We start from the raw sequence: 22,963 nt of genomic DNA on the forward strand, positions 1-22,963 counted from the left end.
GGCAAGTTCAGGATGAGTGTCACCAACGCCGGACCAGGGCTTCGCGCAAGGCCCTGCCTAGGAAGTCGTTGGGCCGTGTACCTGGGTGCCGTACATACGCCGCGTACACCACCCGTCCGCCCACCTCGAATCGCAGGGCCCGGGTGCGGCGGGGGCGGATGATGTGCGGCCGGGTGCCGTGGATGACGTACTGGCTGGCCGGGTGTTCGGAGACCACATAGGCGGCAAGACCCCGGGCGGTGCCCTCCATGTGGGTGGTGATGTGGTCTTTCATCGTGCCGGGTGCGAGTTCGCGGGCCCGCTGAGCGACCCGCTCGGCTCGGCGCAGCAGCAGGCGCTCGCCGATGCCGCCAGGCCGGCGCAGGGCCTGCTCGATCAGGGTGGGGTCGATGGTGACGGTCACGCTCACGGCGGCTCCTGGCTGGTGCAGGTGTAGCAGCCGGCCAGGGCGACGGTGACGCGCTGCTCCACGCCGACGCAGCCGCCGTCCGGGCCGAGGACGCGGGATGGGCCGAGGACGAAACGGCGGCCGCGCGGCGTCGTCCCGGGCAGGCAGCAGGTGAGGGTGTTGGCAACGGTCGCCATGTCTGTGTAGAGGATGCGCGCGGAGGAATCCAGGGCCTCGCACGGCGGCGGGCACCCGTTTTCGTCGAGGGTGGGGGTGCACCGCAGCAAGATAACGACGATCTCCGCAGCGGTCGTCGTCGGCTGGGTGAAGCCGCGCAGGCCCAGCACCGTCTGGTCGACGGCGGGGAAGTTCGTGGACGGGTAGATGCGAGCCACATTGACCGTGAGCTGCCCGCACGAGCCGAGCCCGTCACAGGCCCCGTCGCAGCCGTCCCACGCCGGCGGACCCGGCACGACGCAGGACCGTTGAGGGCAGCCGGGCTGCCCTGGGACCACGCCTGCGGCGGCGTCGAGTTCGGCGCACACGGAGCCGAGGACGACCTCCGCCAGGTCGTAGATGGCGGTCGGGTTCAGGGCCATTGCCGCATCCTGGGCCGCCGCATGTCGGGCGAGTAGGCGCGGGAGGCGTACGGCTGCCCGTACGGGTTCACCGAGGCGATCCACAGGTCCACGGCCGGAAGTCCGGTACGGCCCTCGGCGAACACCGCGGTCGGATCGAAGCCCTCCACGGTCACGCCCTGCCGGTACGCCAGCACCGACCCCTGCCGGGCGAGCCTGGTCGTGTTCCCGGGCAGCTTGCACTGCTGCCCGGGAAGGCACGCCTTCACCAGCTCGCACGTCAGCTCGCTGACGGCGGCGATCGCGGCCTCGTCCAGGCGCAGGCCGGTTCGGTAGGTCACGCACACCGTGCCGGGAGATCCGCAGGGCTCCGCCATCTCCTGGCGCGCTGGCCAGCGCTCACCGTCCGTACGCACCAGCAGGTTCGGCACGTCCACCCGGTACGCCTCCGGCACCAGCGCCTCGCCGTCGACCAGGACCTCGACCACGTCGTACACCGGCCCGTCCAGGCGCATCTCGGACACCTGGGAACGGGAGCAGTGCGTGCGGAAGCCGCACACCCCCGCGTTGAACCGCTGCCCGCCGACGCCGAGGTACGGCACTAAGCCGCCGGCCTGCACCCCGGCCGTCGTCCACGTCCACGGTCCGTCACCGCGGGCCCGGCCGCACAGCCGCACCGTCACCGGGCACGACGGGCCCCAGCGGCGGCCCGACAACCGCCACAGCGTGATCGAGGCGATGCGTTGCCACCGCTCGGTCAGTTCGGGGTCGGTGCCGTCCGGCAGGTCGCAGCAGCGGGGGTCGAGCGGCCACGGGTCGCACACGTCGGGGTTCATCAGGACCGCCCTGCCTCGTAGGGGCCCGGCGCCGCGAACTGCCGGCGGATGAACTGGCCGACGGAGCCGGCGGCGAACGTGTCGGGCGCCGTGGACAGGAACGGCGCGTTGTGCGGGAAGCGCGGCGAGCGGGTGAGGACCTTCGGGTCGAAGATCTGACGGCCCCCGACCTGATGCAGGTTGCCGTACAAGGTCCGCTTGTGCAGCAGCTGAAGGCGCTGCCCGGCCTCCAGCGTCTCCCGTGCGCGGGTCTTGCTCATCGGCATGGGAACGTGCAGCTCGTACGACAGGGGCCGTTTGTGCCCCAGGTCGGCCAGCAGGGCGCGGGTCTCCCGCAGCCCCTGCGCGTAAGAGCCGGTCGCTCGGTGGGCGCAGCGTCGCTCCACCTGCTCCAGTGGCCCGCGGTGCAGCACCGGCATGGCCTCGACCGGCTGCATGACGAAGAAGTCGTCGTTGAAGTACAAGAATTCCTCGGCGATGTCCGGGTGCTCCACGGCCGCGCGCAGGTTGGCCGTGGAGCTCAGGTACTTCGTGGGTTGCGGCGGCACCGGGATGTGGCCAACTCCGCGCACCCACGGCGGCATGTGCCCGGCGATCCACACCCGGCCGTGCGGCAGGTTCGCCAGGCTGCGCAGGGAGTAGCGCAGTTCGTGGTTGTCGTCGCCCGGCCGTACCGGGTAGACGATGTCAGGTGGGGTCATGGTCGTCAGGAGGCGGAGTCGCAGAGAACGGGCAGGTAGTCGGCGGACGGCTGCGGTGGGGCGACGGTGGTGATGAGGATGCGCCGGTGGCAGTCCGGCCCGAGCGGGGCCGGCATGGGGCCTACGGCGCCGGTGGCGTCCTTGGCCACTACGTCGTATGGGCCCACTCCCCACCGGCCGCCCGCCCTGGTGGCGCCGGTCAGCGACAGGTTCACCGCGGAGTCGTTCAACGTGAGGTCGCCGATCTGCCCGTTGGTGACCCACGGCACCAGCAGGTAGATCCACGCGCCGTCGCCGGTGGATTCCTCCGGGCACACGTCCTCGCCGAGAACGTCCGCCCACACCTCCAGCGCGAAGCCCGACCGGCACGGGATCGAACAGGAGTCGAAGCCGATCGGCTTGCCGTCGAAGCCGAACACGACCGGCGCACCGGTCATGATCTCGATCATCTCCGGTGACGCCTGAAAGAAGGTGTACGTGATGTCGAAGCCGTTGAAGGTCGGGCAGCCCTTCTTGTACCCGCAGGTGCGGCCGTTGGCTGCCGTGAACTTCACGTCGGCGCCGTCGTCCACGTTGGCCTTGTACTCCACCGAGGCGAAGCAGTCGGTCACGTACGAGTTCTCCGGCCCGCACACCGGCCGGCCGCAGCCGTCCACGCGGGTGATCCGCACCGTGGCTGCATTGGAGATCAGGGGTCCCGACATAGGGGGCCTCCACCATGTGACGAGGTTGAGGCCCGGCCCAGAACCAGCGGCAGCCCGGCGGTTGACTGCCGGACGATACTCCCAGTTTATCGGGACAGCCCGAGCCCACGTGCGGCCGCATGCCGGGATCGCAGGCTGAGACAGGCGGCTTCGAACTCGGCGAGGTTGCCGGGGTAGTCGAGGACGGCGACGTGCGCCTTGGCGCGGGCCGAGGCGGTGGCGTAGGCGCGCGGTGCCGACAGGCGGCGGATCTCGCGCACCCACCCGTCGATATCCTCGGGCGACACGTACACAGCGGCCTCACCGAACGCCTCGCACATGCCCGCCAGGGGAGAGGCGATGACCGGAATTCCCGACAGCATGGCCTCGACACCGACGCGACCGTACGACTCCGTCGCCGAGGGCATCAGCAGAAGACGCGTCCGGGCGTAGAGCTCCCGCGGCGGCAGGCGGTCGATGACGCTGACGTTCGGCGGGAACGGTCCAGCTGGGTGGCCGGCGGACCGGACGACGAGGAACGGCAACTCCGGGATGCGCTCCGCGATGGCGGAGAGCACGTGCGCCCCCTTGGCACGCGTGGACCCGTTGAGGGCAATCATCTGTCCAGGGGTGGTCCGGTAGCGGTCCGGATTGATCGCCGGCGGCAGGACGAGGGACGGCCCCCGGTAGGCGTAGTGATCGCGGCAGGCCTGCGAGGGGAACCAGGCCAGGCGGGGCCGGCGAAGGTTTCGGTCACGGGCCATTCCGTGGACCATCAGCAACTGCGGGACGGTACCCAGCTGAGGGACGAGCTTCGCGGCGCGGCGGTCGCCGTGGTGGGTGATGACCAGCTCGGGCTTCAGCTCCTGTGCGGTCTGCCACCAGTACGGAAGCGGCCACACGGATACCCCCTCGTCGGTACGGGGTTGGCCGGGCTCGGCGAGGCTGGTCACCACGTGGACGAGGTGGCCGCCGGCTGCCAGGGCTTGGAGGTACTCGCGGGTGGTGACGAAGGCGCCCGTCGGGTCTGCCGGTCCGTATACCGGCAGGAAAGCCAGGACGCGCATCGGGGCGGGCGCCGTCATTTACGCCTCCGGGTGGGCTTGGCGGCGGGCAGCGGACCGGCCTCGATCTGTGCCGAATCTGCGCGAGCACATCCCGCACCGGTCGTTCCGGGAACGCTGCCGGTGGCGGCCCGGCCCTCGCTCTCAAGGGGGTCTGCGGGAGGCGCGACATCTGTGCCGCCCATCGGTGCCGGGCTGGGTCTCGGGCCCAGCGGCTTCGGCTCTGCGGCCCCGGGCTCAGAGGCCCCGGGCGGGGCCGCGCCGTGGACGGTGTCGTCGGTTGGGCTGACGTAGCGGTGGCCGTCGACCATCGAGCCGGTCAGCAACTCCTCGGGCACGATGGACAACAGTCCGGCGGGAACAGCGAAGGCATGTGCGCTGATCGTCCGGACCTTCGGCCTCTGCGCGGTTGCCCAGCGGGCGAAGTCGCGGCGGCGAGCCGGGACGGGGTGGACTTCGACCACGGGTTTCACGGGCGGGTCACCACGTGGACCGCGGAAACTGTGCAGGTTGTGGCCACCACGTAGGTGCGTTCGACGAGGACCCGCCTGTCATTGATGCCGGTGTTCACGGACGGCCCGGGCTGGTCGGGCAGTGTCTCGGCCGGGCCGCGGCGGATCACCAGCGGTCCGGTGGCGTACAGCCATGTCGTGCCAGGCGGGGCTGGCAGGTTGCCGGGGCCGGTGTTCATGGCCGAGTAGCCGGCACCGACGACGACGCCGTTCCCGGCAAGGGTGCGCAAAGTGCCGGTTGCCTGGTCCTGGTGGACGAGGTTGTAGCAGCTCAGGAGGGCGGCGCCGCCTGTTGGAACGTGCAGCACGCCCTGGCCTCCGTACGTCTCGGCCAGGAAGGCTTCCAGCCTCGCCACGCCTTCCGCGATGTGGACCGGTCCCTCGCGGGGGGTGAGGTCGGCTGCGGCCATGGCCAGCGTGTTCGTCCAGAACCCGGCCTCGACAGCTCCCTGCTCACCGAGGAGGAGAGAGGCTTGAGCATGGGCGCGGGCCTCGGCGTAGGTCGAGCCCAGGGCGCTGCACTCGGCCCCCGCGTACACGGTGATCGGCTCGGCGTGCTCGGCCCGCGGCCGGCAGAACTCCTTGCGAGCGGGCTCCCCGGGAGACTCGTCCCCCGGGGACTCCTCATCGTCCAGGCAGGGATCGTGCCAGACGTTGACCGGGCAGCAGCCGAGCGCCAGCCACTCCACGCCCAGTAGCTCGTGGACATCGGTGACGTCGCGGATGTCGGCGCAGCCGCCGAGGATGCCGTGGGGCAGGGGCTTACCCGGGATGGCCTCGACCGCTTTGAGCATGCTCGCCACTGGCCACCTCCTCTCAACTCGGGGGCCGGCCCGTACACCCGTGCGGGCCGGCGGGACAGGGGGATACATCAGGCAGCGGGGCAGGACACCGGGGTCTGGGCGCCGGTCTCGCCGCTCGGACAGACGGGTACGGTCACCAGGCGGGTATCCACCGACCTGTCCACGAGCGCGATGCACTCCTCCGCGAAGAGAGCGGTGTAGTCGTTGGTGCTGAACTTGGCCGAGTCGTGGATGACGCCGAGATTGACCTCCTCGCCGCGGCCGATGACCAGGCCGCCGGCCGGGTAGATCAGGAACTGCACCTGCGACGGCCAGACCGTGGCAGGTGTCGTGCCGCCGATGCCGGTCGGCGTCGCGGGGGACAGGCCCCGCGCCCACTGGATACGCACGCCGAGTGGGGTGAACAGGTCCTGGACTTGCGCACTGGTGACGTCGTCGACCGAGACGCCGTTGCGGCGCGCGAGATCGGTGAGGAAGAGGTTCTGCGACCACCAGGGGAAGACGACCTCGAGGGCGGTCGTCTCACACAGGGAGTGCCGCTCGATGACGTCGGCGGCCTGAAGAGCGACCGCGGCGTACACCGCGGACAGTGCGCCCATGGTCTGGGTGAGGGTGACCGGGGTGGCGGTGGTGAGGGCCTGCTGGAAGAGGACCTGCCGGACGCGGATCTCCTGGGCGACCATGGCGTTGCGCAGGTACCAGTTGATCAGCTCGGGGAAATGGCGGGCGGTGAGGATGCCGGATTCCAGGCACACGCCGACCGCGTCACAGCGGACCTCGACCGGCGAGGGGCAGGGGATGCGGAAGCACGGCTTGGTGTTGCCGGCGATGTCGTCGGCCTCGGTGTGCACCCACGTCATGCTGGCTACGTCCAGGCTCAGCGGCTTGTAGTAGCGCAGGCCGCCGCGGGCGAGCTGGATCTCGGGGGCGTCCCACAGCATGTCCGGGCACGAGGTGTCGGTCAGCTCGTACAGCGTCTCCGAAGGGGCGCACCAGCCGCCGGACGCGACCAGGTCGCCCTTCGGCAGCCGCTTCTGGCTCGACGCGGCGAGCGCCACGGTGGTGCCCTCCGGCGCCGAACTGGAGTCGGTGACGATCAGCTCCTGCGGGTACGGGTGCCGGTAGGAGATGACCTGGCCGACGCCGCCTCCGGCGGTCTTGAGGGCGGTCGCACGGGAGTTGATGCCGCGCACCACGTCGTCCATGTCCAGGCCCGCGCCGGGCGTGTAGCCGGGCACGTCGACTGCGGCGGTGATGACCGTGCCTGGCGCCGGGGGCTCGGGCAGGACGCGCGGCTGGCGGCGCCGTACCCCGGACAGGTCCAGGGCCGGGCGCTGGATTACTGCGGCGGCCACGACAGGGGCGGGGTCGGGCTCGGCGACCGGCTTGGGCTCGGCCGCCGCGGTGGCCTCGTCTTCGTCGGCCCCGCCGCCCTCGCGGTCGCCTCCGCCGCCGGCCGGTTCGGCGTCACCGCCGCGGACCTGCGCGGCCAGCGCGTCGATCTCGGCGGCTGCGGCCTCCGCGGCCTCGTGACGGGCGGCTTGCTCGCCGCGGATCGACTCGATGCCCTTCGCGAGCGAGCGGAGCGCTTCGAGGTCCTTCGGGGTGATGCTGGTGGACTGGCTCTTCGCGTCGAACGCCTCGACCGCGCCAGCGAGAGCGGTACTCAGCTCCTCGTCGTTGAGGGCGGTGATGTCCTCGGGAAACTCGAACTCGGCCATGGCCGGGCACTCCGTAGATCTCGTGGAAGTGCCCGGCCCAGAACCAGCAGCAGAAGGGGGCGGTCGGCTCTGTGACCTGCGACGCCCCGCGGGGCTCAGTGTAGTCCTGAGGCGCCGTCGGCCAACGCTTCGCGAGCGCAGCGTGATGCAGCCCAACGTCCACTGGCCTGCACGACGGGTCAGTCACCGTAGAAACCGGAGGGCCGAAGGTACGGCAGTAGCTTAGGAACGTCCTCTGCCAGACGGTCGGCCAGGCGCTGTGAATCCTGGTCCGTCCACCGATAGCAAGAGTCGATCATCAGGGACTCAGAAGCAGCTCGAACACGGTCATATAGTTCAGTACGGTAGGAGAAACTGGGCCGGGCGAGGGTGACACACCAGGTCAGCTGGGTCGGACGTGGCAAGATCAGTACCGGATGACGGGGATCGAGGCCCGTCCTCGGTTCTAGGGGAGGCGCCCCCCAATCCACCTGATCGGCCCAAGTCCACAACTGGTTATTGAATTCACACCCGAGGTGGTCTCTGAGCAAGTACAAGAGGCTGCCGTCGACTGCGACACCGGCGTTGATCTCTATCCAGTCAGCGGCACTCTCGAAGTCCGGGCCCATACGCAGGTCCCAGGTGCCAGCTTGAAGCCCTTCCTCACTGCCCCAGTACGTCACTCGCGGCGCGGCGCTGTCCATGCGCAGAGGGGCCAGGACCCTCTCCAGAGGGTCGAGTAAGTCGGTGTACGCCGCACGCAGGGCTTGCCCCGCGGAAAGCCTCAGGGTGTCCCCTACATGAGGCGCGACGAGCCACGGCTGTTCTGAGGGGACTGCACAGCGCAGGTATTGCCAAATCTGTTCGATAACCGGCGGGTGGCTGGCCGGGCCACGCCGCTCGTGTTCGGACCTGGGCAGGAGCACTCGCCATTCGTACGAAGCGTCGGAGTCAATCTCGTCGCTCTGGTACAGGAGTTCGCAACCCAACGAGGTGACGAGCTCCTCCAGCTCCGGCGACTCTGCCGCTATCTCCCAGGAACCGAGGAGCGGTTGCCGTGCCGTGAACTCCCACACGACCGGATCACAACCGGCCAGAGCATCTAAGTCAGAGTGCATGCCTTCCATGCTTCCCCGTGACCGCACTTCTTGGGCCTTGTTGGTAAAAATCTCGGCCGCCACGGCACGCAAGCTGTCGCCGACGATGTGATGTCGTCGCGAGCTGGCGACGGGCGGCCGATCAAAACGACCGAGAACCGGAGACAAGCGATCAGCTGGCGGGCCCGTTAGCAGGGGCCTGCTGGGATGGCTCCGTTCCCTTCTTGCGTACGACGCTGTTGGTATAGCGCTTGGACACGGCTTGCGCGGTGGCCTCGGTGCCGGTGAACAGCACCTTGCCGGTGCCACCGTCGGCGACGACCTCCCACTGCGCGCGCTTTCCTCCGCATGAGCAGCCCATCAGCTGGTCCCTTCCTGGGTGATGGTGCGGCCCGCGACGAGGTCCGCGCGGGCCGGGGCGACGATCGAGGTGGCCAGCGCGGCGGCCTCGTCGCGGGCGGCCTGCTGCCGTTGCTCCTGGCGCCGGTCCAGGGCGGCCAGAAGCTCGTCCAGGAACCGGCCGTCCGCCAGCAGGCCCGCGGGGTCCTGGCCGGGCCGGACAGGGGTGTCCGGGTTGTCCGGACGGTGTCCTCCCAAGCCGCTGGGGATGCGCCCGTTGGCGTCAGCCCCGGCGTCCGCCCTGTCCGCAGACGTGTCCGGGCTGTGTCCGGACAGGTCCGGGACGGTGAGGGCGCCGGCGGTGGACGCCGCGAGCGCGAGGTTGGACCGTTCGGCGACGGCCACAGCGGTGGCGAGCAGCGGCGAGGAGTGCCCCGGGACGGGGACGGACAGCACCGCGCGGAGCTGCCACCTGCCGTCCCGGCCCTGCTTCATGTGGTAGCTGGGCTGGCACGCGGCGAACACCTGCCGATCCCATTCCGACAGCCACGGGGCGGCAGCGCCGGAGAACCACAGCCCCTTGTCGGACATGCCCACGGTGACGATCCCGGCGACGGTGCGGGTGTCATCGAACTGGCAGGCGGCGGATTCGCACTCGGCCCCGTCGCGGTGGTGTGGGGCGTTCATCGTGAACGCCCCAGCGCGAACCTCCGAGCCGTCGTCCAGTCGGAACCGGGCCCGCAGGAAGTGCGTCAAGTCCAGGTCTCCGAGTGACTCGATGGTGAGGTTGCGACCGGTGTACCCCGCGTGCGGCTCCCCGGCTTGCGCCACCCACCCGTACACGCGGCCGTCTGCGTAGTGCACCCCGCCCGACCCGGGCGGTAGTTCGTCCTCGGTGGGCTCGCGGAACCAGGCGGCGGGCATCGGGTCGGCAGCCTTCATCGCCGACCACGCCGACGCTTCCAGATCCTCCAGTTCCGTCCCGCTGGTGGCCGACAGGTCCGCGTCGGGGCCTTCGGTGACCGGCCCCACGTACAGGCCCATGGCGATCCGCACGATCCGCCCGGCCTTCGCCGCCCGCGCCAGGTGCCCGCGGGCGGTCTCCATCCGCATGCCCAGGCCCTTGGCTACGTCGCGGGCACCGACCGGCACGGGGGAGCTCTTCACGTAGCGGACGACTTCCCTGTGGGCGTCGCTCGGCCCGGATGCCGCTGCGATGGCCTGGGCGCCGGGTTCGGCAGCGTCGTCCAGAACGATCCGGGCCTGGGCGTAAGCGGGCATCGCCACCAGGGTCGCGCCGCGCAGCCGGGCCCGGGTGATGCGCACGATGAAGTCGCCGGACTCCTCCGAGTGCACCAACACACCGTCTGGGCTGTCGGGATCGCCGGCCGCCGCGGTGAGCCGGCTGCCGAATGCGGCTTCCAGCGCCTCGCGGGTGACGGTGCCGCCGGGGCCGGTGATGAGCTGCATCCCGGTCGAGGTGCGCGACAAGGTGGCGCCGGACGCGGTCCACTCGGCAGTGGCGGTCGCGGTGATGGCCCAGGAGCCGTCTTCCAGGCGCAGCAGCGATCCGCACGGCAGTGACGCCAGGAGCACCAGGTCGCCGTTCTCGTCGGTGCCCAGCGTGCGGTCCACGAACTCCATGCTTACGTCGTCCAGGTCCACGGAGACACCGAGCGGGGCGCCCTCTTCGAGGAGCATGAGGGCGTCGGCGCCGGCCGGGCGGCCCGGGTAAAGGACGCCGGTTGCGGTGATGCGGTCGCCGTCGCGGGCGAGGGCCTGGATGGATCCGGCGAGTTCGGCTCCCTGGTGGCCCATCAGCATCTCTTCGGCGTGCTGCAACGGCCACGGGCCGGGCCCTTCCCAGTACAGGGCGCCGGGTGCGAAGACGCGGCCGTCGCCGGTCTCCTGGTTCTCGAACGCGATAGCCGTGTCGCCGGGTGTGGACCAGACGCGGGGCCCGGCGTCCGGCGGGGCAGTCACGTGCTCGCTGGGCTGATCGGCCACGGCTGTCTCCTGGGGCCCGAGGGGAATATCTGTGGTATCGCCGGCGAACGCGACCCGCAGCCGGTCGAAGCGGATCGGGCCGAGGCGCTGGTTCATCGCGGTCAGCAGGGATGGGGAGCGGGTGTATGCCGCACACACATGGGGCTGCCACGGCGTCTGCTGCGCCGGCAGTTCGGGCTGGCGATGCATGTCCTCCAGGGCGTAGGTCGCTGCCCACCGGGCCGTCTCGAGTGTCGGGGCGTCCTGTGGGCGGTCGCGGTCGTCGCCGACGGACCACACCCAGCACGGTTCGTCGCCGTCGGCGTTCCACTGGTTCGCGCCGAAGGCCCGCGCAGCGACCGCCTCGCCGACGTCGGGGGCGCGGGCACGTAGCCGGTCGATGAGGTCGGCGCGATGCTCGTCATCCCAGTCGGCACCCTCGCCGAGGTAGAACAGCGTCAGGTGCAGCTCGTCGGCCGGCTCGGAGCCGGTGGCGTTGAGGGCGAGGCGCTCGGCGTCCTCCGCGGTGGGCATCAGGGCGATCATCGCGCCGGTGTGGCCGCCTGCTGCTGCGGTCACCGACCGGGAGACTTCCACACTGCCCTCATTGGCCCGCTTGTCGATCACGACATCTCCGTCCTGCCAGGTGACCCGCTCTTGGAAGCCGGGATCTCCCGCTGCAGCGCTGACATCTGTCCTCGGTGCCCGTGGGCTACCGAGGGTGGAGGTCACGGCGTTGATGACCTCGACCTCGTACCGGCGGGGCTGGGTCGGGTCGTTATCGCCGACTTTCCGCACCCGGAACTTCGTGCCGGGCGGGAGAATCACCTCGGCTTCGTCGTCGTCCTCACCGACCGAGGCCACGTCCAGCATCTGCGCCCCCGCGGGCACCGTGATGGTGAAGAGGCTGTAGTTCGGGTCGTCGGCGTCCATCCCGGCGATGCCGCCGATGTCACTTCGGGACGACGTGGACAGGAACCCCCGGTCGTGGAACTCGTCACCCTCGTTCAGCTCCAGGCGATGGTTCTCCATGCGCCGATACAGCGTCGTTTCGGACCTGCTCGGGTCCTGAATGTTGATCAGGTCGTTGAGGGCAGCCACCCGCTGCTCGACGAGCTGCTGGGACTGCTCGTTGTCAGATGGGGTCCGCGTGCGAAGCCAGCTGTTCATGCGGCCGTACCAGCTGCGCGTGTACCGGTAGACGGCCTGCTGATGCTCCTCCTCCGTGAAGCGGCTGCTGCCGAGCCATCCGCCGTTCTCGTGCAGGGTCTTGCGGCTGGCCCGGGCACCGCCCTTCCCACCAGGGTGGTACTTACGGTAGCTGGGGCGTCCTTGGGTGCCGTGAAAGGACATTGCTGATTCCCTAGGTCCCGCCGCAGAGCGCACCTCCAATCCGTAGGCGCATGCGCGCTGCTGGGGTGCCACTGCAAGGCGACAGCGGCAGTGGATGACGAGGGAGGCGGGCGCGGCCGGGTCGCCAGGGTGCTGCATCGGCACCCCGCCCACCATGAACGCCTCATTGAGGAGGCGGAGCTGACCGTCGGCGTCGCTGTGCGCGGTGCGCACCTTTCTGTCGTGCCGGGTGATCCACTGCTTGACGACCGGCCGGCCCGGGCCGGCGGCGGCCTGCGCGGCCGCCAGCGTCGCCGCGTTCCACACCCTGCTTGCCTCGGTGCGGGCGATGCGGGCCTCCCGGCCGGCCCCGAGCTGCGCCCCCTCCCGGTCGAACGCCGCCCGCAGGCGGTTGTGCAACTGGGCGATGTCCTCCCCGGCGTCCAGGCCGGTCGCCAGCTCCCGCCGCGCGGCCTGCGCCAGGCGGTCACCGACCGCCCGCAGCAGGTGCTCGGTGACGGTCACGTACTGGGCCATGCCGTCCGGCAGCGGCCGCCCCTGGCCGTACCGGCCGGGCAGGTCGTCCCACCCGGCGGGCAGCTCGCCGTGGACATCCTCGGCGGCGGCTCCGGCGGCGGTCTGCGCTGTCCCCAGCAAGCGCCGCACCAAGCCGTGCACTCGGCCGGTCCACATGCTGGCGATGCGGCCAACCGAGAAGCGGGCCGCGACCAGCTCGCTCGCCTCCCGTACGGCGTCGGCGAACTCGTCGGCGGTCGCGGCCAGAGCCTGCGCCACGGCCTGCGCGAAGTCCTCCTCGGCTCGTGCGAGGTCGTGTTCGCGGTCAGCCATGGGCGGCCTCCAGTGTCGGATGCGGAGTGGCGCCGCAGGCTTGGCGCACCGCCCACCCGCCCGCGGCCCGCGAGGTGCCGTCGCTCGTGAAGGGGAGCATCGTGAGCCCGTTCAGCTTGTTCCGCCCGCAGGTTGGGCATGGCTGGTCGTCCTCGGCGCCGGCGGTCAGGTCGGTCACGCCGCTTCCCACATGTAGCGGGTGATGTTCTCCGTGCCGGTGGGTTGCCGGGGCCGTGACGGGGTGTTCCAGCCCGGCCGGGGGCGTCGCTCGGCGACCAGGGCCCAGCCCGCTGCGCGCAGGCTCGCCCCGGTCTCGCCTTGCTGGGTGTACGTGATCAGCCGGGTGTATCCGAGAGCGAGGGACGCCCGCCTGGCCGCCCCGTACAGCATCGAGTTGCCGTTGAACACTCCGTCCGTGGCGACGCGGGTGACCTCCAGGGTGCGGCCGTTGTCGTAGTGCCGGGCGACGGGCCGGCCAGCGACGAGGACGCCCCGCAGGGCCTCTTCGTCGTCGACGACGCCCACGGAGAAGATCAGGCCGCGCGGCGGGCCGTGGTGCCGGTGGTGCTCGGCGACGAACGCCACCGCCTGCCGGAACCGCACAGGAACCAGGTGCAGACCGCCCGTCATGCCGCCGGCCCGATGCAGGAGGTCAGGACGGCCGGCACGAGCCGGTATTCGTGCTCGACCCCCGCCGCGATCAGCTCCCGGGCGTAGTCGTCCAGGGACGCTGCCAGGCACTCCGGATCCAGGCCGTAGCGGGCGGCGATCTCCGGCACGCGCGTCCACGCCCCGTCCAGGAGCCGCCACTGCTCGACCTGGCCCGCATCCACAGTCAGGAGCGTGTGGAGGCGGGCGGCGTCGACATCGCGAGCCCGTGTCCGTTCCGAGCGCGGGCAGGCCGGGGTGCGGCGCAGCTTCTCCCCGGCAGTGGTCAGCGCACCCCAGATCAGGCCGTCCGCGGCGGCCACCAGGCCGACACCGGGCCGCGTTGGACCCGCGGCGGCGGGAAGGGTGTCGGGGTCGTTCTGCGTCTCGTCGACCGGCAGGTCGGGTGTGGTGGCGGGCGGGTTCGGCTGGCTGCTGCTGTTCTGCTTCTGCCGTTCGGCGACCTCGGCCGGCGTGGGCTTGTCGGCGTCATCGAATCCGGTCTCACGGCGCAGCGCCTCGGCGGAGATGACGCCCCGGTCGTACGCCTGCAGGGCGGTCTCGGAGCGGTTGGTGCGCACCCGCAGCGGGGCGGTGTCGTACCAGACCAGCCACCGGTGCCAGTCCTCGACTCTCTCGGCCTCCAGGATCGGGCGGAGCCACTGCTGCGTGAGCGCGTACGAGACGGTGGCCAGCTTGGGTTCGATCCCGAGGCGGATGGCCTCGGAGGTGAGCGCCCACTGCCCCCAGTGGTTGACGTCGCCCATGCCGAGCAGGATCTCGGCGGGGATCTCCAGGCCGGTCGCGAAGCGCTTCACGGCCTCCTCACGCAGCTTGATCGCCAGGTCGTCGAAGTCCGACTCGAACGTGATCAGCTTCCAGTTGGCGATCGTCTCGGCCGGGACCTCCAGGATGATCGGCACCGTGGCGGCGGCGCTCTCCGGGTCGCGGATCGCCGTCTCGGCGATCTGCATGAACACTTCGATCAGGTCGTCTTCGGCGTCCCCGGCCCCGCCGGGTCTGGTCGGGAAGCGGGTGCCCTTGGGGATGAGGAGGACACCGCGGCCGGTGATCCGGGACCGGGCGATGGCCTTCACCGCGGCGTTGAGGAGCAGCAGCTCTTCCAGTAGCTCCAGGCTGGCCCGCACCGGTGAGTCCGCTTCGATGGCCCGCTCCGGGTCCGGCTCCCACACACGGATAGCCACCGGAGCGTTGGGGTCCATGCTGTCGGGGTCGCCCTCGGGAACGGCGACTTCCTCACCGTCGATTTCGGCTGTGAGTTTGCCCGCGGAGGCGTGGACCTCTCGGACGGACAGAACTCGCCAGTCGTGACCGTCCTCGGTGGCGTACGGACTGAGCACGTCGGCGTTGGGGCGGACGATGATCCACCCCTCACCGGGCACGGTCAGGTGCTTGCCGAAGGAGCCGAGAAGCTTGGACTGCCCGTCGGGGCCGCCGGCGATCTGGGACACGATCTCGGCGGCGCGGTGGTTGTCGGGCGCGGCCTCGATTGTGCCGTCGTCGGCGCGGCGCCCGGCGAACAGGCGGGCACCGGACATGGCGTTACTGATCCATGAAGCGGCGAACCTGACCTCGGGCACCAGGTGGTACATGTCGTAGGCGCGCTGCTGCCACGACTGGTCACCGAGCCCGCGCCCGCGGATCTTGCGGGAGGTGTAGCGGGACGCGGCCGCGGTCAGCTCGGCCCGGGGCATCAGCCGTTGTCCTTGCGGGAGTCGTCCCAACGGTTCAGCAGCGCAGCGGCGCCCGCGACGGCCAGCCACTCCACGCCGTGGACGACGAGGGGGGCGTTGTCGAACTGGCCAGCGGCGAGCAGCCAGGTCGCCAGGAGCGCCCCGGACACCCACCAGCCGGTGCAGTAGACGCAGGAGATCAGCGTCACCACCGCCTCGCGGGCCGCCGAGTCGGGCCGGTGTTGCTGCCAGACGTCCACGCGCTCGCGGGCTCTATCGAGGATCGCGTCGTGGACGAAGAGTTGCGTGCCGCGGTACCCGGCGAGCGCCAGGGTGGCGAGTTCTGCGGAACTGATCATGTGCGTCCCCTGTATGGAGATCATCCGGCCGATGCCAGCGGTGCATGATAGGCCAACTCGAATGATCAGTTCCGGCGGGAACGTCGCAGTTCAAGCCCAGTTTTTCAGATCACAAACCGTGGGCTTGGGCGATTCTGGCGGAAGCAGCTCCGACGCCCTTTCCCGCTCCTGTGCACCCCCCGCACCGAGGTAAGAGGGGCGCCCGCAAGCTCTCATACGGCCCACCCACGGCGCTGGCGTTCGGCCCCCCGCCAGGACAGTCAGACCCGGACAGTGAAATCCGGCCTCATCCGTCCAGCGGTCCGTTTCCCTGTGCGCAGCTGGTCATGCTTGCTTGGCCATTTGCGTGAGGTCCCCCAACGTACGGACGCATTCGCCAGGATGCGGCTTCTTGAAGCGCCTGGCGATCGTGGCCGCGGTCATCGGGCTCGTGCCTGCCCGTTCCCCGAGACGCGGCCCCGGAGGCCGGAGCGTCGCAGGTGAACAAGTACGTTGGCCCACACAGGTCTTCGGGTTCGCAACCGGAGGAGATTGGCTACTGAGTCGACACTTCGCTCACCGGCGGTTCCCCGGGCTCGGATTCGAGTAGCCAGAGGGAACGTCCGTCGCCGCACACGACCTGAGGCCCGTCGCCGGGTTCGAGGCTGGTGCGGATGATGTGCAGCCATTCACCGTCACTGGTCCGCGCGAGCGGGTGGAGGGCGGATCGCATGTAGCGGTGGGTTCGGACTTGATTGTGGATGTCGCGTGCGCTGTGCGACCAGTTGATGACGGAGAAGGCGTCCTCCATGAATCCCGCGTAGGTAGCTGCGTCGTCATCCTGCGGCTCGCCGGCGCAGCCGTCGGCGGCCAGATCGAGGCATTTCCTCAGCAGGTTGTAGATGACGGGCATCGCGACGTCGCAATAGTTCTTCCAGGTGATGTCGTCGGCGAGGGGAATGCCGTCCTGCTGAGCGAGGATGTTCCCTGTGTCGAAGTCTTCGTCCATCCAGTGCACGGTTACCCCGCCTGTCGCATCACCGTTACGGATCGCCCACAGCAGCGGAGCGGGCCCGCGGTATTTCGGCAGCATGGATACGTGGACGTTCATCACGCCGAGCCGCGGAATCGTCAGGACAGCCCGCGGAAGCTTCCAGCCGAAGCCGAAGACGATCACCAGGTCAAGGTGATAGCTCTCCAGGGCGAGAGCGAGTCCGTCCATGCTCCCTGGGAGCAAGAGGTCCATCCCTGGCGGCACGGCGTCGAGGATCTCCGCGGTCGTCTCGGCGGCATCGCTCAGATTCGGCCCCCCGGAGCGAAGGGACCGGCCGTAGAAGTAGGCGACCGGAAGGTGCCCGGCGTCGGCGCACGCGGCATGGATCGTAGCGAACTCGGTAGGACCGGAGGAGATCACGCCGATCCTCAGGGGCTGTGGCAAGCTCTCTCCTCAGCTTGAGTGGGTCTGAACTCACGACGGGATGTGCACCCCGTCTGCTCAGGTCAGCTTGTACTCGCTGTGGGGGATCCCTAGCTTCCAGACGCTTTCGAACGCGTCTGCGCAGAGCCTCGCCACCTCGGGGTCTGTGGTCAGTTCGTTGCCGACCCAGCCTCCGTCTCCGCTGAAGTGGTTGAACAGCACTGTCCTGCTGTCGAAGACCCAGCAGTCGTTGCCGGGCAGGGCAAGCGCGGAGGCTCGGGTACGAGGCAGCCAGCGCACGTCTTCTCCCGCTGCGATGTTCTGCGGCGTCCCTTCGTACTCGAAGCGGATGTACTCCGATACCGGCTCGGAAACGATGCGCGCTCTGCGCAGCCTCACGCCCCGGGCTGCGGTGGCCCTCATCAGGTCGAGCCAGCCTGCCTTGCTCTCTGCGTCCTGCTCAGGTCCCCACTCGCCGGCGCGCCACTTCTCGATGTCGGACTGCTCTTCCTGCACCGCATAGCTGTCGCGCATCTCGAGGTGGCTTGCGGACCGGCGGCAGGCGCTGAACAACCGGGCCCAGCCGTCCGCGTCAAGAGACTCCACGTGCACCGTCCTTCGGCAGGTAGGCGAACAAGGATGCGGGGACGCGCACGACGGTTTCGCCGGCGGGGATCTTCATCTGGTCCAGGTCGGACGGATCATCGATGACGTAGCCCTGCACGATGAAGTCGCCGCTCTCCTCGTCCCGGTACAGCCGCGGAGAGCCGCCCTGACCTGTGGAACCACCGACAAACTCAATCTTCATGATCGATCCTCATGTCTCAGCACGGATCCGGGCGGGCATGGCGCAGGACGCCTGACGTCGCTGCGACGGCGCACTTGACGCATCGATCAGCACACCCACCCACCGCACGCTGCGGCCTGATCCGGTATTGCAGAGACGGAGAGTGTGTGTTGCTATCACCAAGAGCGATGTTAGCCAGTCACCGGATCCGGCAAACGCCGTTCACGAGGATGTCCGGGGTATTTGCCTCAAACTCGTACCTCGGGGGAGGGGTCACTTGACGGGGGAACCGAATGGTCCCAGCAGTGCGCCAGCGCCCATAGAACATCATGGGACACGATCCGAGATGTCAGGTTCTGCGGGCAACCTTGTCCAGGGCCGGGACATCAGCGGGGGCGTCCACTTCCACTCCTCTCCCGTCACAGCCGGACCCCGCCCGGCGCAGCTTCCCGGAGAGGCAAGAGGATTCGTCAACCGTATCCGGGAGCTGGAGAGCCTTGACGCCGCTGTTGCGAGTGCCGCAGCCCGGGGAGGAACAGCGCTGCGTCTTGCCTTGATCGTCGGCACCGCAGGAGTAGGCAAGACGTCCCTCGCGGTTCGCTGGGCCCACCAGGTCAGAGACCTTTTTCCCGATGGTCAGTTGTATGTCAATCTGCATGGATACGACCCAGGACCGCCTGTCGCTGCGACGGATGTACTCGTACGGTTCCTGCGCGCCCTGGACATCCCGGTGGAACGCATTCCCACCGGAGAGGAACCGCGGGCGGAGCTCTTTCGCTCCTCCATGGCCGAACGCCGTATCCTGATTGTCCTGGACAACGCCGCCACGGCAGGACAGATCCGTCCGCTGCTGCCCGGGGCCCCGAACTGCCTGGTGGTCATTACCAGTCGCACCCGCATGTCGGGACTGGTGGCACGGGAAGGGGCATATCGCGTGAGTTTGGAGACTCTCTCGCAGAGCGCCTCGGTTCAGTTGCTCCGCACCGTCCTCGCGGCATACCGCACCAGCGACAATGACGAGGAACTCGCTGAGCTGGCCCGTCTGTGCGCCCGGCTGCCACTGGCGCTGCGTATCGTGGCGGAGCGCGCCGCCGCCCGGCCACGGATGCCGCTGCGCGACCTCATCGCGGACCTGCGTGATGAGTCCGGCCTGTGGGACGCACTGTCGGCTGAGGATGAGCAGAACCCGGAACAAACGGATGCGGTGCGTACGGTCTTCGCGTGGTCCTACCGTTCGCTCACGCCCCAAGCGGCACGTATGTTCCGGCTCCTGGGACTGCATCCCGGACCAGACTTCAGCCTCGAAGCCGCAGCGGCCCTCAGCGCTGTCCCTCCCGTCACGGCGCGTCGACAGCTCGACACTCTGGCAGGCGCGCATCTCCTGGAGGAGAGCGGACACCACCGATATGAGTTCCACGACCTTCTCCGCGCGTACGCTCTCGACCAGGCCCAGTCCGAGGAGACCGAAGAAGGTCGGCAGGCTGCCTCGGAACGCGTCCTCGGCTGGTACCTGCACAGCGCGGCCGCAGCCGCCCAGGCCGGAGCAAACACCTACACACTGCCTGTCGCTCTGCACCCCCTGCCCGAGAACGTCACTGCGGCGAACTTCCAAGACGACAAGGCGGCCATCGCCTGGTACGAGACCGAACGAGCGAACTTGATTGCCGCAGTCCAGGTCGCGAGCGCAGGGGGCATGGACCGGATCGCCTGGCAGATTCCCGCCGTCCTTACGATGATCATCGCGGATCGGGAGCCCGCCGACACGTGGCTCCCCACCCAGCAGATGGCGCTCGAAGCGGCTCGCCGGGCAGAGGACCGATACGGGGAAGCGATCACACTCGACAACCTGGGCATCGCCTATCGCCATCTGTTCCAGCTCCCGCAGGCGGAAGAGCACTTCAGCAGGACGCTGACGGTATTCCGCGCTCTCGGTGACACGCTCGGCCAGGCACGGGCCGCGAACGGCCTCGGCGTGACCCACATGCTCGCGCACGACATCGACCAGGCCGCTGTCCGTTTCGAAGAGGCCCTGCGCCTGGTGCGCGAACTCGGCAACCCGCTCTACACCGGCGCTTTCACCCGTAACCTCGGATGGGCCCTCCTCGAACGCGGCGACCTCCACCGGGCGGAAACGGCGCTGCGCCAGGCAGCTGACGTACTGTCCGCAGCGGGGGAGTCCTTGGAACAGGCAGAGACACTCACCCTCCTCGCCGCCGTGTACAGGCGCTCGCACAGGTTCGACGAGGCCGACGGCGCCGCGGAGCAGGCGCTGGCCATCGCCGGCGATTCCGACGCCACTCTCTTCGAGGCACTCGCCCTGCTCGAACTGGGCCGCAACGCCATCGCACGGGAAGAAGCCACCGAGGCGTTAGGCCATCTCCAGCAGGCGGCAGCTCTCTTCCAACGGGCGGGCCGTCCCGATCTGCAAGCTGCCGCGTGGGACGCGACCGGCGAGGCATACTGCCTGCTCCAGCGCACCGAGGACGCTGCCGGCTTCCACCGCCAGGCCGCCACCGCACACCGAAGCCGGGGAGATCAGTGGTCTCTCGCAGCAGCCCTCGCCCACCTTGCAGCCACGCTGGTCCAGGACAGAAATTTCCTTGAAGCGCAGGAGCACTGCCGCGAGGCACTCCAACTCCTTGCGAACTTCTCCGGACCCGAGGCCGAGGCGAAGCGCAGCCATCTGGAAGCGCTGCTTCACTCGGGATAGACCACTTTTTCGCGTGAGGTCGAGGTCGCAGATCGTGGGGCGAGTACCCGAGTGAGGACCACGGGCGTCTGCATTCACTGGGATCGCCTCCGCCGCGCCTGCCGGCGACTCGCCGAGTTGTAGCACCGGGAGTGTTCTGACCGGCTTGCGGCGCCCAGCGGTCATCGACCGATGCGTCGCCCGTACGGGCCGGGTCCCGGGCCGGGATGGCGACCCAGGGGGTTCGGGGCCTGCGGCTTTGGCGCGTGGATGATCGCGCCCTGGTTGGCCTCGGGGATCAGGCCGTAGACCAGGACGCAGGAGGCGTCGATGCGGCCCGGCGAGTCGGCGTCGGTCGGCATCCACGTGGCCCACTCGTTTTCCAGGTCGGTCATCATGCCGCGCAGCCGGACCCGGTCCTCGACCATCTGCTGCGCGATGGGCTCCGCGCGCAGTAGTTTGCCCTGCTTGGCGTGCACGGGGTCGATCAGCGGCATGAGACTGGCCTTGGGGATGCGGCCCTCGTTCTGCAGGGCCTCCCACGCGGTGGAGATCGCCAGCACGCACATGTCGCGGCCGAAGTTCCACTCGACGTAGATCACGGCGGCGTTCGTCTCGTGGGCCAGCAGCGCCGCTGTGCGCGACCACTCCACCGACGACATGGCCGCCGACCGGTCGTGCGTGATCCACACCCGGTTGTCGGCGCCGAGGAAACCGCCGATGATGCCCGCGGTGTCCCGGCCGCCGCCGGACGGGTCGATGGAGACGGCGACCTTCTGCGGCTCGACCTTCGTCACCCCGTCGCGGATCGAGCGCAGCAGCGCCCTTGTGACGAGGGCGCCTTCGGCGGGTTGCGGGTCGCCCTGCGACAGGGCGTGCCAGTCCCGCACGTTGGATGTGTTCTTCACGTCCCGCCACCATGCGAGCAGCGCGCCCCGGTTACGGGTGGGGACCTTCGGGTGCGGCAGCGGATCCCCGTCTCGCCGCCCCAGCGGGTCGGGCCCGAACTTGGTCGGGTTGGCGATCGCCGGCAGGTGGATGACCTTCCACCGGCCGCCGTCCTCGAGGCGGCCGTCTTCCTCCAGACGCCGCCCGGCGAAGTCGTCGGGGTGCCAGCGGGTCATGATGCACGCCACGGCGTTGCGGTCCGGCTGCAGGCGCTTCAGCGCGGCCGACGACCACCAGTCGTGGACGCGCTCGCGCATCTTCGGCGATTCGGCCTCAGCCCGGTCCTTGTGCGGGTCGTCCAGGACCAGGAAGTTGATCGGGAAGCCGGTCAGGGAGCCGCCGAGCGGCACGGACCGGACGCCGCCGCCCTTGTTCGTGTCGTAGTCCTGGGCGGCCTCCGACCCGGTCAGCAGCGACAGGTCGTACTCGCCGCCGTACTCCTGGATGTACCGGCGGATGGCCTTGCCGCGGCGCAGCGCCAGGTCATCGGAGTACGAGGTGACCGCCACCCGGTCCTCGCCATGCAGGCACAGCCACCAGAACGGCGCCCACTCCGCGACCGTCGTGCTCTTCCCCACCTGGGCGGGAGTGAGGACCAGGAGCCGGTCGTAGTCGCCGCGCTCCAGCCCGACGAGGGCCTTGCTGATAACGGCCAGGTGCGGGCGCATCCGATAGCCGGGGTCCAGGCCGCGGGCGAGCGTGGCCGGGTCCCGCAGCAGGTCCCTGGCGGCGGCCCTCTTGGCGGCCTGGAGCCGCCGGAACACCTCGGCGTCATCGAGGTGATCCAGTTCGCCGGCTGCCAGCGGCGTGCTCACGTGCAGGTGCCGCCGGCGTCCCCGCCCGCGGCGCCGTCCTGCCCGCCGTCGTCCCGGTCGTCGCCGCCGGCGGGCCCGTCCTGCCCGAACCAGTCGTCGTCTTCCTCCTCCTCGCGGCCCGCGTCGAGCCAGCCGTCGCCGTCCTCATCGTCAACGCCGTCCAGGGCCTGCACCCGCCGCGTCACCGATGCCGCCAGCTCCGCCAGGCGCACCCGCCGCTGCGCCGCTGGCATCTGCTGGAACTCCGCCAGCTGCACCGTCAGCGGGTCCCCGCCCGCGCCGGTGACGGCGATCGTGTCGGTCGGATCACCGAACAGGTTGCGCCGCAGCCGCATCGTGGTCTCCACGAACCGCGTGAACTCGATGACGGTCATCTCCGTGGCGCGCTGCTGCACGAACGGCAGGGCCTGTCCGACCATGCCCGTCATGATGCGCAGGATTTTCGCGTCGTCGCGGGCCGCTCGCCGCCGCTCCTCTTCCATCTCGGCGGTGTACTGCCGCTGCTGGTGGGTGTCCCAGGCTGCGGCACGGTCCTGCCACCTGTACTCGGCGGCCAGGGCCCGTACGTGGCTGTACGAAAGTGCAAGCTGTTCTGCTGCTTTTGCAAGGGTGCGGGTGAGGCCGAGGTCGCGGAACGCGAGGAAGCGGGCATGGCGTTTCGGGGTCTCGCGGGGCTGGCGTTCCCAGGGGTCGAGCGTGGGGTCCAGGGGGATGCGGTCGTTCATGGGCGCTCACGGTGCGGTGCGGGCGCGGCGGGGG

Annotated in this window: 21 protein-coding genes; 1 reads left to right on the plus strand and 20 read right to left on the minus strand. The window is 69.8% G+C overall.

Annotation, left to right across the window (positions count from 1 at the left end; translation table 11 throughout):
• Nucleotides 1-19: 19 nt before the first annotated feature.
• The 18 genes from K7G61_RS12800 to K7G61_RS12885 form a co-directional block, all read right to left on the minus strand.
• On the minus strand, nt 20-409 hold the full coding sequence (locus K7G61_RS12800; protein ID WP_225846891.1) for a hypothetical protein: 390 nt from the start codon (nt 407-409) through the stop codon (nt 20-22).
• Nucleotides 406-987 (minus strand): hypothetical protein, encoded by a 582-nt coding sequence (locus K7G61_RS12805; RefSeq protein WP_225846892.1) that lies wholly within the window; start codon nt 985-987, stop codon nt 406-408. The genes K7G61_RS12800 and K7G61_RS12805 overlap by 4 nt, the downstream gene beginning before the upstream one ends.
• Nucleotides 978-1,802: a hypothetical protein gene (locus tag K7G61_RS12810; protein ID WP_225846893.1), complete on the minus strand. Its 825-nt coding sequence runs from the start codon at nt 1,800-1,802 to the stop codon at nt 978-980. Before K7G61_RS12810 ends, K7G61_RS12805 begins: the two co-directional genes overlap by 10 nt.
• Nucleotides 1,802-2,503 carry a hypothetical protein gene (locus tag K7G61_RS12815; protein ID WP_225846894.1) on the minus strand — a complete coding sequence of 234 codons (702 nt, stop codon included), beginning with the start codon at nt 2,501-2,503 and terminating at the stop codon, nt 1,802-1,804. The genes K7G61_RS12810 and K7G61_RS12815 overlap by 1 nt, the downstream gene beginning before the upstream one ends.
• A gap of 5 nt (nt 2,504-2,508) precedes the next feature.
• Nucleotides 2,509-3,207, minus strand: a complete 699-nt coding sequence (locus K7G61_RS12820; RefSeq protein ID WP_225846895.1) for a hypothetical protein — start codon at nt 3,205-3,207, stop codon at nt 2,509-2,511.
• Between the two features lie 86 nt (nt 3,208-3,293).
• A complete protein-coding gene (locus K7G61_RS12825; RefSeq protein ID WP_225846896.1) occupies nt 3,294-4,271 on the minus strand; it encodes a glycosyltransferase family 4 protein in 978 nt (325 codons plus the stop codon).
• Nucleotides 4,272-4,719: 448 nt separating this feature from the next.
• The gene (locus K7G61_RS12830) at nt 4,720-5,556 is read right to left on the minus strand and encodes a cupin (RefSeq protein WP_225847030.1); all 837 of its coding nucleotides are present in this window, start codon (nt 5,554-5,556) and stop codon (nt 4,720-4,722) included.
• 77 nt (nt 5,557-5,633) lie between these two features.
• Nucleotides 5,634-7,286, minus strand: a complete 1,653-nt coding sequence (locus K7G61_RS12835) for a major capsid protein (protein WP_225846897.1) — start codon at nt 7,284-7,286, stop codon at nt 5,634-5,636.
• Nucleotides 7,287-7,465: 179 nt separating this feature from the next.
• Entirely contained in the window at nt 7,466-8,446 is a 981-nt protein-coding gene (locus tag K7G61_RS12840) for a hypothetical protein (protein WP_225846898.1), read from the minus strand.
• A gap of 88 nt (nt 8,447-8,534) precedes the next feature.
• A complete protein-coding gene (locus K7G61_RS12845; protein ID WP_225846899.1) occupies nt 8,535-8,723 on the minus strand; it encodes a hypothetical protein in 189 nt (62 codons plus the stop codon).
• Entirely contained in the window at nt 8,723-12,868 is a 4,146-nt protein-coding gene (locus K7G61_RS12850) for an ADP-ribosyltransferase (protein WP_225846900.1), read from the minus strand. Before K7G61_RS12850 ends, K7G61_RS12845 begins: the two co-directional genes overlap by 1 nt.
• Complete coding sequence (locus K7G61_RS12855) at nt 12,861-13,046, minus strand: hypothetical protein (RefSeq protein WP_225846901.1); 186 nt, start codon at nt 13,044-13,046, stop codon at nt 12,861-12,863. Before K7G61_RS12855 ends, K7G61_RS12850 begins: the two co-directional genes overlap by 8 nt.
• Nucleotides 13,043-13,498: an XF1762 family protein gene (locus tag K7G61_RS12860; RefSeq protein WP_225846902.1), complete on the minus strand. Its 456-nt coding sequence runs from the start codon at nt 13,496-13,498 to the stop codon at nt 13,043-13,045. Before K7G61_RS12860 ends, K7G61_RS12855 begins: the two co-directional genes overlap by 4 nt.
• Complete coding sequence (locus K7G61_RS12865) at nt 13,495-15,231, minus strand: hypothetical protein (protein ID WP_225846903.1); 1,737 nt, start codon at nt 15,229-15,231, stop codon at nt 13,495-13,497. The genes K7G61_RS12860 and K7G61_RS12865 overlap by 4 nt, the downstream gene beginning before the upstream one ends.
• Nucleotides 15,231-15,569, minus strand: a complete 339-nt coding sequence (locus K7G61_RS12870; RefSeq protein ID WP_225846904.1) for a DUF1360 domain-containing protein — start codon at nt 15,567-15,569, stop codon at nt 15,231-15,233. Before K7G61_RS12870 ends, K7G61_RS12865 begins: the two co-directional genes overlap by 1 nt.
• A gap of 535 nt (nt 15,570-16,104) precedes the next feature.
• The gene (locus tag K7G61_RS12875) at nt 16,105-16,986 is read right to left on the minus strand and encodes a methionyl-tRNA formyltransferase (protein WP_225846905.1); all 882 of its coding nucleotides are present in this window, start codon (nt 16,984-16,986) and stop codon (nt 16,105-16,107) included.
• Between the two features lie 57 nt (nt 16,987-17,043).
• Complete coding sequence (locus K7G61_RS12880; RefSeq protein WP_225846906.1) at nt 17,044-17,571, minus strand: DUF6879 family protein; 528 nt, start codon at nt 17,569-17,571, stop codon at nt 17,044-17,046.
• Nucleotides 17,558-17,773, minus strand: coding sequence for a hypothetical protein (locus K7G61_RS12885; RefSeq protein ID WP_225846907.1), 216 nt, complete (start codon nt 17,771-17,773; stop codon nt 17,558-17,560). The genes K7G61_RS12880 and K7G61_RS12885 overlap by 14 nt, the downstream gene beginning before the upstream one ends.
• A gap of 532 nt (nt 17,774-18,305) precedes the next feature.
• Here K7G61_RS12885 and K7G61_RS12890 point away from each other — a divergent pair.
• Nucleotides 18,306-20,462 carry a tetratricopeptide repeat protein gene (locus tag K7G61_RS12890; RefSeq protein WP_225846908.1) on the plus strand — a complete coding sequence of 719 codons (2,157 nt, stop codon included), beginning with the start codon at nt 18,306-18,308 and terminating at the stop codon, nt 20,460-20,462.
• A 161-nt stretch (nt 20,463-20,623) separates the two neighbouring features.
• Here the strand turns inward: K7G61_RS12890 and K7G61_RS12895 are convergent, their stop codons facing one another.
• Both K7G61_RS12895 and K7G61_RS12900 read right to left on the minus strand, forming a co-directional pair.
• Nucleotides 20,624-22,204, minus strand: a complete 1,581-nt coding sequence (locus K7G61_RS12895) for a hypothetical protein (RefSeq protein ID WP_225846909.1) — start codon at nt 22,202-22,204, stop codon at nt 20,624-20,626.
• Entirely contained in the window at nt 22,201-22,929 is a 729-nt protein-coding gene (locus K7G61_RS12900; protein WP_225846910.1) for a hypothetical protein, read from the minus strand. The genes K7G61_RS12895 and K7G61_RS12900 overlap by 4 nt, the downstream gene beginning before the upstream one ends.
• Nucleotides 22,930-22,963 lie beyond the last annotated feature (34 nt).

The sequence above is a fragment of the Streptomyces sp. HPF1205 genome, assembly GCF_020400825.1.
Classification (GTDB): Bacteria; Actinomycetota; Actinomycetes; order Streptomycetales; family Streptomycetaceae; genus Actinacidiphila.